This window comes from Macrococcus hajekii (assembly GCF_004359505.1).
Taxonomy (GTDB): Bacteria; Bacillota; Bacilli; order Staphylococcales; family Staphylococcaceae; genus Macrococcus; species Macrococcus hajekii.
This window is the reverse complement of sequence record NZ_SCWE01000005.1, coordinates 78,646-89,631: the sequence shown is the minus strand read 5'-3', so window position 1 is coordinate 89,631 and position 10,986 is coordinate 78,646. Positions and strand designations below refer to the sequence as shown.

General features: G+C 41.3%; 10 protein-coding genes and 1 rRNA gene. 9 read left to right on the top strand and 2 right to left on the bottom strand.

What is annotated here, in order from left to right; genetic code table 11:
- The first annotated feature begins 2 nt into the window (after positions 1 to 2).
- A 5S ribosomal RNA gene (gene rrf, locus ERX37_RS10290) occupies positions 3 to 117 on the top strand.
- A gap of 18 nt (positions 118 to 135) precedes the next feature.
- Here the strand turns inward: rrf and pdxR are convergent.
- Positions 136 to 1,494, bottom strand: a complete 1,359-nt coding sequence (gene pdxR, locus ERX37_RS10285; protein ID WP_133430593.1) for a MocR-like pyridoxine biosynthesis transcription factor PdxR — start codon at positions 1,492 to 1,494, stop codon at positions 136 to 138.
- Positions 1,495 to 1,601: 107 nt separating this feature from the next.
- On the opposite strand from pdxR, the gene pdxS reads away from it, so the two are divergent.
- The 3 genes from pdxS to ERX37_RS10270 all read left to right on the top strand — a co-directional run bounded on the left by pdxS (position 1,602) and on the right by ERX37_RS10270 (position 3,811).
- The gene (pdxS, locus tag ERX37_RS10280; RefSeq protein WP_133430592.1) at positions 1,602 to 2,489 is read left to right on the top strand and encodes a pyridoxal 5'-phosphate synthase lyase subunit PdxS; all 888 of its coding nucleotides are present in this window, start codon (positions 1,602 to 1,604) and stop codon (positions 2,487 to 2,489) included.
- 1 nt (position 2,490) lies between these two features.
- Complete coding sequence (pdxT, locus tag ERX37_RS10275; RefSeq protein WP_133430596.1) at positions 2,491 to 3,057, top strand: pyridoxal 5'-phosphate synthase glutaminase subunit PdxT; 567 nt, start codon at positions 2,491 to 2,493, stop codon at positions 3,055 to 3,057.
- 100 nt (positions 3,058 to 3,157) lie between these two features.
- Entirely contained in the window at positions 3,158 to 3,811 is a 654-nt protein-coding gene (locus ERX37_RS10270) for a nitroreductase family protein (RefSeq protein ID WP_133430591.1), read from the top strand.
- A 31-nt stretch (positions 3,812 to 3,842) separates the two neighbouring features.
- Here the strand turns inward: ERX37_RS10270 and ERX37_RS10265 are convergent, their stop codons facing one another.
- Entirely contained in the window at positions 3,843 to 5,066 is a 1,224-nt protein-coding gene (locus ERX37_RS10265) for a NupC/NupG family nucleoside CNT transporter (RefSeq protein WP_133430590.1), read from the bottom strand.
- A gap of 159 nt (positions 5,067 to 5,225) precedes the next feature.
- Between ERX37_RS10265 and ERX37_RS10260 the strand changes: the two genes are divergently transcribed.
- The 5 genes from ERX37_RS10260 (at position 5,226) to radA (ending at position 10,978) form a co-directional block, all read left to right on the top strand.
- Positions 5,226 to 5,684 carry a CtsR family transcriptional regulator gene (locus ERX37_RS10260; protein ID WP_133430589.1) on the top strand — a complete coding sequence of 153 codons (459 nt, stop codon included), beginning with the start codon at positions 5,226 to 5,228 and terminating at the stop codon, positions 5,682 to 5,684.
- An 11-nt stretch (positions 5,685 to 5,695) separates the two neighbouring features.
- Positions 5,696 to 6,073: a UvrB/UvrC motif-containing protein gene (locus ERX37_RS10255; protein ID WP_133430588.1), complete on the top strand. Its 378-nt coding sequence runs from the start codon at positions 5,696 to 5,698 to the stop codon at positions 6,071 to 6,073.
- The gene (locus ERX37_RS10250; RefSeq protein ID WP_133430587.1) at positions 6,066 to 7,070 is read left to right on the top strand and encodes a protein arginine kinase; all 1,005 of its coding nucleotides are present in this window, start codon (positions 6,066 to 6,068) and stop codon (positions 7,068 to 7,070) included. The genes ERX37_RS10255 and ERX37_RS10250 overlap by 8 nt, the downstream gene beginning before the upstream one ends.
- A 13-nt stretch (positions 7,071 to 7,083) precedes the next feature.
- The gene (locus tag ERX37_RS10245; protein WP_133430586.1) at positions 7,084 to 9,519 is read left to right on the top strand and encodes an ATP-dependent Clp protease ATP-binding subunit; all 2,436 of its coding nucleotides are present in this window, start codon (positions 7,084 to 7,086) and stop codon (positions 9,517 to 9,519) included.
- 94 nt (positions 9,520 to 9,613) lie between these two features.
- Positions 9,614 to 10,978: a DNA repair protein RadA gene (gene radA, locus ERX37_RS10240; RefSeq protein ID WP_133430585.1), complete on the top strand. Its 1,365-nt coding sequence runs from the start codon at positions 9,614 to 9,616 to the stop codon at positions 10,976 to 10,978.
- Positions 10,979 to 10,986: the final 8 nt, after the last annotated feature.

Sequence of the window (10,986 nt, the reverse complement as noted above, 5' to 3'; positions counted from 1 at the left end):
TGTCTGGTGATGATGGCAGAGAGGTCACACCTGTTCCCATACCGAACACAGAAGTTAAGCTCTCTAGCGCCGATGGTAGTTGGACTTACGTTCCGCGAGAGTAGGACGTTGCCGGGCAATTTAAAAAGAGACCTGTCAGGTCTCTTTTTTTTGTATCAATTGGTTGAGTAAATGAGTTACTCTATGATGAATTAAATGATCTTCAATACCACCGAAGCCTAAAATAAGCTGACGGTGGTATTTTTTTTGAGAATGTTCAGTGTAATCGCTAATGCGATTGATTTCTATATTCTCTGGTAATGTGAAGTCATAAGGAAAGTTTAGTACACAGTGCATGCCTGCTTGATCGCCGCTAATAGAAATAGTATCAGCATATGGTTGAAGGGTTTCAAGAACAAGATCCAGTTTTTTCTTATAACGTTTTCTTGTACGATTGATATTCCTTTCAAATTCACCTGATTGCATAAACCGAGTAATCAAATATTGTATATGTCTCGGTACGGTCAGATTGGGTTTATGCTGCAGTTCATTATATTGACGTAATAACGGTTCAGGTAACACTAAATAAGCAACACGGATACTTGGGAAAATGGATTTAGAGAACGTACTCATATAGATGACTTTCTGGTGAGTGTCCAGTCCTTGAAGGGCTTTTAAAGGCTGTCCTTTATATCTGAACTCACTATCATAATCATCTTCAATAATATAATGATTTTTCTTCATAGACCATTTCAGTAGTTCTGTCCGTCGTTTGGCAGAAAGTACAGCGCCAGTCGGAAATTGATGACTAGGTGTAACATGAACCACATTCGCCTCATGATGAAGTGCTTCGACTACAATGCCTTCCTCGTCTATTTCAGCTGGAATATAAGGTTTGTGTTCGTACTTCAGTACTTTACGTATAAGAGGATAGCCTGGATCTTCAATCTGATAGACAGCATGCGGCAGCAGACGAGTAATAAGAGTAAAAAGCTGTTCTGTAGAGCTACCGATGATGATCTGTTCATTGCTGCAGTTCACGCCTCTTGAGTGATAAAGGTAACGACGTATTTGATTGCGCAGTTCTGGTTCACCTTGTGGATGTCCACGTTCAAGGAGATGGCTCATTTCCATTTCGAATGCTTCTTTAGCATATTTTCTAAATAAATGATTAGGGAAGACAGGATAATGACTGTTTTCAATCGTGAACGATTGTTTGATTACTTTGTCCTCTTGTATCGATGGCGCTACTTTATTTTCCGGTGCTAAATTTATTGTTTCAATGGCTTCTACAAAATAACCTACTTGTGGCTTTGAGTAGATAAATCCCTCATCTAGAAGCTGCTGATAGGCAATTTCAATAGTGGTCTGACTGAGATTTAAATGCTGACCCAGCTTTCGTTTTGAGGGTAACTTTTCATTTCGTACTAATTGGCCTGTTAATATATCTTCTTTAATAAACTGATAAAGCTGCTGATAAAGAAACTGATCTTTATCAAACTTATATGTAAGCATTTCCAATTTTATCACTGACCCTTTAATTTATATTAAAACTGATACTTTTATAATATCAGTTTATTCGTTAGATTTATAGATGAATTGAATTTAAAGGAGTGTATGAGATGTCTAAAATCATCGGATCAGATAAAGTTAAACGTGGTATGGCAGAAATGCAGAAGGGCGGCGTCATTATGGACGTAGTCAATGCTGAGCAGGCAAAACTTGCAGAAGCAGCAGGAGCTGTTGCAGTTATGGCTTTAGAACGTGTGCCAAGTGATATTCGTAAAGCAGGCGGCGTTGCACGTATGGCAGATCCTCGCATCGTTGAGGAAGTGATGAACGCTGTTTCTATTCCTGTAATGGCAAAAGGACGTATCGGCCATATTACTGAAGCACGTGTGCTAGAAGCGATGGGGGTTGACTATATTGATGAGTCTGAAGTACTTACGCCAGCAGATGAAGAGTTTCACTTAAAGAAAGATGAATTTACGGTTCCTTTTGTATGTGGTTGCCGTGATTTAGGGGAAGCAGCGCGACGTATCGGTGAAGGAGCAGCAATGCTTCGTACAAAAGGCGAACCAGGGACAGGTAACATTGTTGAAGCTGTCCGTCACTTACGCAAAGTAAACGCGCAAGTTCGTAAACTATCAGTCATGAATGATGACGAAATTATGACAGAAGCCAAACTGCTCGGTGCCCCTTATGACGTCTTGAAAGAAATCAAGACACTAGGTAAACTACCGGTCGTTAACTTTGCAGCAGGGGGTGTAGCAACACCAGCTGATGCAGCACTGATGATGGAACTAGGTGCTGATGGTGTCTTTGTAGGTTCAGGTATCTTCAAATCAGAATCACCTGAGAAGTTCGCGAAAGCAATTGTACAGGCAACGACACATTATCAGGACTACAAATTAATCGGAGAACTTTCTAAGGAGTTGGGTGCAGCAATGAAAGGTCTCGATATCAACAGCCTTTCTCTCGAAGAACGAATGCAGGAACGTGGCTGGTAGAATGAAAATTGGTGTTCTGGCATTACAGGGAGCTGTTCGTGAACATCTGAAGCATATTGTGCTGAGTGGGCATGAAGGCGTAACAGTTAAGCGAGTTGAGGAACTGGCAGCGTTAGATGGTTTAGTTTTACCTGGCGGTGAATCTACTACTATGCGTCGCTTAATGGATTTATATGGTTTTACTGAGGCACTGCGTCAGAGTGAACTGCCGATGTATGGTACATGTGCAGGATTGATATTACTCGCTCAAGACATTGAAGGTTACGAAGAAGGCCATCTGAAGAAGATGAATATCAAAGTTCGCCGCAATTCTTTCGGACGGCAGGTAGATAGTTTTGAAGCTGACTTAGAAGTCAAAGGGATAGAAGAACAGGTGAATGCAGTATTTATCCGTGCTCCACATATTTTATCCGTGGCTGATGAAGTTGAGGTACTGAGTGAAGTTGATGATAAAATCGTGGCAGTAAGACAGGATAAATATCTGGGGATTTCTTTTCATCCTGAACTGACAGATGATTATAAAATAATGAAGTATTTCATTGAAGAGATGGTTGCAAAGAATCAATAAAAGACGTCGACTACGGTCGACGTCTTTTATTGAGCGCCCTATTAGCAGTTGTTAGATGAACATGCTATAATTCACCATTATATTAAAGGGAGTTTTAATGATGAGTCTTACACTTATAGAAGCCATTAAAGCAAGAAAGTCAGTAAAGGAATTTGATGCAGCAGTAAAAATTCCACAAAGCGAAATGATGGAGATGCTGGAACTCGCTACTGAAGCACCATCGTCTGTTAATTTACAGCCGTGGCGATTTGTAGTTGTTGAATCAGACGAGGCGAAGGAAGCCATCAAAGATTTAGTACGTTTTAATACACGTCAACTTGAAACAAGTTCAGCATTTATTCTAGTCTTGTCTGATCATACGCATATCCACGATATCGAGAAAGTATATGGTAAGAGTGTGGAACTCGGCTATATGCCGGAAGAAGTAATGACGACTAATGTAGCAGCTTTAAAAGGCGCATTAATGAACGCACCTGACAGCTATATTCAGATGCAGGGCATGATGGATGCAAATCTAGCAGCGATGCAGTTCATGCTGATTGCAAAAGATTATGGGTACGATACGAATCCGATTGGTGGATTTGAGCGAGACGAAGTGATGGATGCACTCTCAATAAACAAGGAACGTTATGTTCCCGTTATGTTTATCGCAATTGGTAAAGGAATAAAAGAACCTTATGACAGCAGTCGTCATGAAATTGAGGAAATCGTAGCTTATAACTATGGAGATGCTGACGGAAATATTGGCAAATAAAAAGAAGGTAGCTCGGACTACCTTCTTTTTGTTATAGGAAAAATCCTGCAATGGTTGCAGAGATAAATGATACCAGGGTTGCGCCGTACAGTAGTTTAAGACCGAAACGTGCTACTACATCACCTTGTTTGTCATTTAATGATTTGATAGCACCTGCAATAATGCCGATAGATGAGAAGTTCGCAAATGACACAAGGAATACAGACACGATACCAATGGCACGTTGTGACAATTCACCTGTTTTATTGTTAACGATATTTTGAACATCAAGCATCGCAACGAACTCGTTAGAGACTAGTTTAGTTGCCATAATGGAACCTGCACGCACCGCATCATCCCAGCCGATACCTGTCAGGAATGCCAGTGGAGCGAACAAGTAGCCGAGAATATCTTGGAAGTTCATTTTTCCAGGAGTGATACCATCCACGATACCGTTGAGCATAGCAATCAGAGCGATATAGCCGATCAGCATAGCCCCGACAATGACGGCCACTTTAAAACCGTCCAGAATATATTCACCGAGCATCTCAAAGAATGACTGTTTATGTTCGTTTTCTGTCATAATGACCGCATTTTCTTCTTCTTCTGATACACGATAAGGATTGATAATAGAAGCGATGATGAACCCGCCGAATAAGTTCAGTACAATTGCTGTCACTACATATTCCGGTTTAATCATCTGGAAGTAGGCACCGACAATTGAAAGTGAAACCGTCGACATTGCAGAAGCCGTTAGTGTATAGAGACGATGTTTTGGAATATGAGGTAATTGTTTCTTCAATGAAATAAATACTTCAGACTGTCCTAAAATCGCTGAAGCAACTGCATTATAAGATTCAAGTTTGCCCATACCATTTACTTTCGAAATCAACCAGCCTAAATACTTGATAATGAAAGGTAATATTTTCAAGTACTGCAGAATACCGATTAATGCAGAAATAAAGGTGATAGGTAATAGGACATCCATAAAGAAGGTAGAGGCTTGAGGAAGCTTACCAACTGCTGGATTTTCAAGACCTGCAAAAACAAAATCGACACCTTGCTGAGCATAGCCTAGCAAATAACCGAAACCTTTAGCCAGCCATGTAACGAAACTGATCCCCCACGGTGTTTTTAATAACAGGAATGCTAAAACAAACTGGATAACCAGCATAATACCAATGTACTGCCAGCGGACATTCTTTCTATCCGAACTGACGAGCCAGGCAAGGAGTAAGAAGACAATAATACCGATTGCTCCCATAAGATAGTTCATATTTAATCCTCTCTTTCTTATTATATAAATAATCATTGTCTATCATACTACATTTCAAGGGGAAGAGATATACGTTTTCAGATGGTCAGACAAATTGTTTGCACTGATACATTAATGACACTATAATAAAGTCAAAGATGGTCAAATAGAGGTGAAGTCATGAAAAATATGTCTGATATTATTGAACAATATTTAAAACAGTTACTTGAACAGAGTGGGGATGCTGTGGAAATCAAACGCTCAAAAATCGCTGAAAAGTTTGACTGTGTACCTTCACAGCTTAATTATGTCATTAAGACCAGATTCACCAATGAGCATGGCTATGAGATAGAGAGTAAGCGTGGGGGAGGCGGCTATATCCGCATCACTAAAATAGAATCTAATAATCAGAGTGCATTCATTGAGCATTTAAGTGCGATGATTGGTCAACATGTTAGTCAGCAGAAGGCTGAGCGGGTGATTGATGCACTCTCACAAAATAATCTGGTGTCAGAGCGCGAAAAAAGACTGCTGCTTGCGACAATCCATCGCGATACTTTATATGTCGATGTGCCTTATCGCGATTATATCCGTGCGAATATTCTGCAGAGTATCTTAACAGTTATTCGTTACCATTAAAGAGGTGACTTATGAAATATAACGATGAAGAATTTACAATGAACCAGTTGCTGAAACATCTTCTGAGAGAAGAACAGGTAGAACCTGTGTGTCCTAATTGCGGTCTCGCACTAAGAGAGGCACTGCATATCGGTAAGTTCGGCTGCCATACTTGTTACGAGACATTCAGTGACTATGTGCCGCAGATAGTAGAGCGTGTCCAGGCAGGCAATCAAAACCACATTGGACAGGCGCCGCTTAAATCGGCTGAAAAAATCCAGCGTAAGAAGCGGATTGAGGCACTTGAATTAAAATTGCAGAGCTTAGTAGATGAACAGGCATTTGAGGAAGCTGTGATTGTGCGCGATGAGATTAAGGCATTAAAAGAAAGCGGTGAATCTGATGCTTGATAAACATTTAAACCTTCAGCTGGGTGACTGGATGCAGCAGGATGATCAGCCGATTATATTGAGCTCACGCATACGGTTAGCTCGTAATCTTGAGAACTTCGTGCATCCGCTCATGAGTGATGATGCGACTGGAGAACAAGTTTTAAATGAGGCTTCTGCTGTATTATCCTCGCAGTTTGAAGAAGTACGTCTGAATGAAATAGATGTCAATGAAAGACAGATGCTGGTCATTAAACATCTGGTAAGTAAGGAGCTGCTAAATCAATCTCACGGTGCGACTTTCTTAAGTGAGGACGAATCCGTCAGTATTATGATTAATGAGGAAGACCATATCCGCATTCAAGTACTAGGTCGAGATCTATCACTTGATCAGCTCTATGAGAAAGCGAAAGAAATTGACCAGCTCATCGATGAGAAGATGACTATATCATTCGATGAGACATTAGGTTATTTAACGACTTGTCCGACTAATATCGGTACAGGGCTGAGAGCAAGTGTCATGCTTCACTTGCCTGGTCTGTCCATCATGAAACGGATGGGTCGAATTGCACAGGCTATCAACCGATTCGGTTATACGATTCGTGGTATATATGGTGAGGGTAGTCAAGGTCTAGGTCATATTTATCAAGTGTCTAATCAGCTGACACTTGGAAAAAGTGAAGAGAATATAATTGATGACTTAAAACAGATTGTGGAGCAGATTATTGCAGAAGAAGAAGCGATGCGTCAACGTCTGCTGGACTATGATTATATTGAAACGGTTGACCGTATTAACCGAAGTCTTGGGATTTTGAAGTATGCACGATTGATTAGTGCAGAAGAAGCCAGTCTACGGCTAAGTGAAGTCAAAATGGGTATTGATATGGGAATCATTCTCGCACAGCCTTTCCGGTTTAATGAATTAATGGTCGCCATCCAGCCTCCGTTTTTAAATACGATCAATGAATCTCTATCTACCAATGAAAAAAGAGCAAAAATATTAAGAGAACATCTTTAAAGGAGGAAACACCATGTTTGGAAAATTAACAGAACGTGCGCAGCGTGTGCTGGCACATGCACAGGAAGAAGCAATTCGTCTGCAGCATAACAATATTGGAACTGAACATTTATTACTGGGGCTTGTTAAAGAACCGGAGGGAATTGCCGCTAAAGTGCTGGCAGAGTTCGATATTACAGAAGAGAAAATTACAAATGAAGTAGAACAGCTGATTGGTCAAGGAACAGGACTGGCAGGTACGATTCAATATACACCGAGAGCTAAGAAAGTCATTGAACTCTCATTAGACGAAGCAAGACGTCTGAATCATTCATTTGTAGGGACAGAACACATTTTACTTGGATTGATACGTGAGAATGAAGGAGTAGCTGCACGTGTTCTGGCTAATCTCGACTTAAATATTACAAAGGCGCGTGCACAAGTGGTGAAACTACTTGGTAGCCCTGAGATGAGCGCGAAGAATGCACCTGGATCAAAGATACAAGGGACGCCAACACTCGATGGTCTCGCGCGTGACTTGACGGTTATCGCAAAAGAAGGAAGATTAGATCCTGTTATCGGTCGCAGCAATGAGATTATTCGTGTGATTGAAGTGCTGAGTCGTCGTACTAAAAACAATCCGGTCTTAATCGGTGAACCAGGGGTAGGTAAAACAGCGATTGTTGAAGGTCTGGCTCAGGCGATTGTTAATAATGAAGTTCCTGAGACACTGAAAGATAAACGTGTGATGAGTCTGGATATGGGAACTGTTGTAGCCGGCACTAAATATCGCGGAGAATTTGAAGAACGATTAAAGAAAGTGATGGATGAAATTCATCAGGCAGGTAATATCATTCTATTCATTGATGAACTGCATACTTTAATTGGTGCAGGAGGCGCTGAAGGTGCAATCGATGCTTCTAATATCTTGAAGCCCGCACTTGCGCGTGGTGAACTGCAATGTATCGGTGCTACAACACTTGAGGAATACCGTAAATATATCGAAAAAGATGCGGCACTTGAACGTCGATTCCAACCGGTTACAGTCAATGAACCGAATGTTGAAGATGCGATTGAGATTCTGAAAGGACTACGTGACCGCTATGAGGCTCATCACCGCATTAATATTAGTGATGAAGCATTAGTGGCAGCTGTTAAGATGAGTGACCGTTATATTTCAGACCGTTACCTGCCGGATAAAGCAATCGATCTCATTGATGAAGCAGGTTCTAAAGTACGTCTGCGTAACCATACGACTCCACCAAGCCTGAAAGAAATGGAAGCGGAACTTGAGCAGATTAAAAAAGAGAAAGATTCTGCTGTTCATTCACAGGAATTTGAGCAGGCAGCAGCTCTGCGAGATAAACAGACAAAACTTGAACAGCAACTAGATTCAACTAAAAAAGAATGGAAGAAAAGTCAGGGTCAATCTGAGTCTTCTGTAACAGAAGATGATATTGCACAGGTTGTTGCCCAGTGGACAGGTATTCCAATCAATAAGATTGCTGAAACTGAATCTCAGAAATTACTCAACTTAGAGGAGCTTCTTCATCACCGGGTCATCGGACAGCAGGATGCCGTTCAGTCTATCTCTAAAGCAGTACGTCGTGCACGAGCAGGTCTAAAAGATCCAAAACGTCCAATCGGTAGCTTTATCTTCTTAGGACCAACAGGTGTAGGTAAAACAGAACTTGCAAAAGCACTTGCCGAGGCGATGTTTGGTGAAGAAGATGCGATGATTCGTGTTGATATGAGTGAGTTTATGGAGAAACATAGTGTGTCACGTCTCGTCGGTTCTCCTCCAGGATACGTTGGACATGAAGAAGGCGGACAACTGACAGAGAAGGTTCGTCGCAAACCTTATTCTGTTATCCTGTTCGACGAAATTGAAAAAGCACATCCAGATGTTTTCAATATGCTCCTGCAAGTACTGGATGATGGTCGCCTGACAGACTCTCAAGGTCGTACAGTCGATTTCCGTAACACAGTTATCATCATGACTTCAAATGTAGGTGCACAGGAACTGAAAGATAATAAATTTGTAGGGTTCGGTGCTAGTACAACAGGACCAGATTACGAAACGATCCGTAAAACAATGATGGATGAGCTGAAAAATCAGTTCCGTCCAGAATTCCTTAACCGTGTAGATGATATCATCGTCTTCCACAAACTCGAGAAAGAGCACTTAAAAGAGATTGTGACGTTAATGGTTGAAGGTCTGGCGAAACGTCTGCAGGAACAAGATATACACTTATCACTGACAGAAGCAGCGAAAGAGAAGCTTGCAGATGAAGGTTATGATCCTGAATACGGTGCAAGACCTCTTGCACGTGCTATTCAGAAAAATATCGAAGACCAGCTGTCAGAAGAACTTCTGAAGGGTCAGACGCTTACTGGACAGGATGTTAAAATCGATTATATTGATGATCAATTTGATATCCAGACTGTTGACAGAGAAGAAGCTGAATAATATTAAACCCCTGATGCAAAAGCATCAGGGGTTTAATTGTATTAGTTGCAAAAAGAGTTTAAAATGAAAAGATAAAGAAACAGGAGGAAAACCATTGGCAAAGACGAAAGTTACATTTGAATGTATGGCTTGTGGTTACCAGTCTCCTAAATGGATGGGCAAATGTCCCAACTGTGGTGCATGGAACCAGATGGAAGAAGTCATTGAACATAAATCAAAAGGACCGAAGACGGCTATTACTGATACGTCTTCTAATCAAAGAGTAGAAAAACTGAAAAATGTTACGAAAGAAACGACGCCGCGCTCCACCACTTATATCAAAGAGTTTGACCGTGTACTAGGGGGCGGTATAGTACCTGGCTCACTTATCTTAATAGGGGGCGATCCAGGTATCGGTAAATCGACATTACTGCTGCAAGTCTGTGCACTGCTGTCACAGCATGATAATGTGCTTTACATCTCCGGAGAAGAATCAGTCAGACAAACTAAGTTACGGGCCGACCGGCTGAGTGAAGATGCAGGAGAGCTCAGCGTCTATGCGGAGACGAACCTACAGATTATCCACGAAACAGTTAAGAAAATTGAACCTAAGTTCCTCGTTATCGACTCAATTCAAACTATATTTCATCCTGAAGTGACTTCTGCTCCTGGCTCAGTTTCTCAAGTACGTGAATGTACGCAGGAATTGATGCGTATGGCTAAGTCTATGAATATCGCTACATTTATCGTTGGACATGTGACTAAAGAAGGTCAGATTGCAGGTCCAAGACTTCTTGAGCATATGGTAGATACCGTGCTTTATTTTGAAGGAGATACGCATCATAGTTACCGTATTCTACGTGCAGTTAAGAACAGATTTGGCTCTACGAATGAAATGGGTATTTTTGAAATGCGCCAAATAGGATTGAAAGAAGTTCTGAATCCATCTGAAATGTTTCTCGAAGAAAGGACGAAAAATGTAGCAGGTTCTACTATCGTAGCAACGATGGAAGGCACCCGACCGCTGCTTGTTGAAGTTCAGGCGCTCGTGACGCCTACTTCATTTCATAATCCGAGACGAACATCGACAGGCATTGATCAAAATCGACTCAGTCTGTTGATGGCAGTTCTTGAGAAGAAGCAAGGTCTGCTTTTACAGCAGCAGGATGCTTATATCAAAGTAGCAGGTGGTGTTAAATTAGATGAACCCGCTGTGGATTTAAGTGTAGTAGTCAGCATTGCATCCAGCTTCAGCGATAAACCAACCCGAGGCGATGATTGCTATATTGGTGAAGTTGGACTGACAGGTGAAGTGAGACGTGTCGCCCGAATTGAACAGCGGGTTCAGGAAGCAGCAAAACTGGGCTTTAAACGAGTGATTATTCCAAAAAATAATATAGGTGGATGGGAATTTCCACCTAACATCGAAATTATGGGTATAAGTAATATTGCGGAGGCAATTCGCATTGCATTTAATTAAGGAGGAGG

Excerpts from the sequence above, each read along its gene's own strand:
- ERX37_RS10255 (WP_133430588.1), top strand. The coding sequence starts at position 5,696 with ATGAAATATAACGATGAAGAATTTACAATGAACCAGTTGCTGAAACAT.
- ERX37_RS10245 (WP_133430586.1), top strand. The coding sequence starts at position 7,084 with ATGTTTGGAAAATTAACAGAACGTGCGCAGCGTGTGCTGGCACATGCA.
- pdxT (WP_133430596.1), top strand. The coding sequence starts at position 2,491 with ATGAAAATTGGTGTTCTGGCATTACAGGGAGCTGTTCGTGAACATCTG.
- pdxR (WP_133430593.1), bottom strand. The coding sequence starts at position 1,494 with ATGCTTACATATAAGTTTGATAAAGATCAGTTTCTTTATCAGCAGCTT.
- pdxS (WP_133430592.1), top strand. The coding sequence starts at position 1,602 with ATGTCTAAAATCATCGGATCAGATAAAGTTAAACGTGGTATGGCAGAA.
- ERX37_RS10265 (WP_133430590.1), bottom strand. The coding sequence starts at position 5,066 with ATGAACTATCTTATGGGAGCAATCGGTATTATTGTCTTCTTACTCCTT.
- ERX37_RS10260 (WP_133430589.1), top strand. The coding sequence starts at position 5,226 with ATGAAAAATATGTCTGATATTATTGAACAATATTTAAAACAGTTACTT.
- ERX37_RS10270 (WP_133430591.1), top strand. The coding sequence starts at position 3,158 with ATGAGTCTTACACTTATAGAAGCCATTAAAGCAAGAAAGTCAGTAAAG.
- ERX37_RS10250 (WP_133430587.1), top strand. The coding sequence starts at position 6,066 with ATGCTTGATAAACATTTAAACCTTCAGCTGGGTGACTGGATGCAGCAG.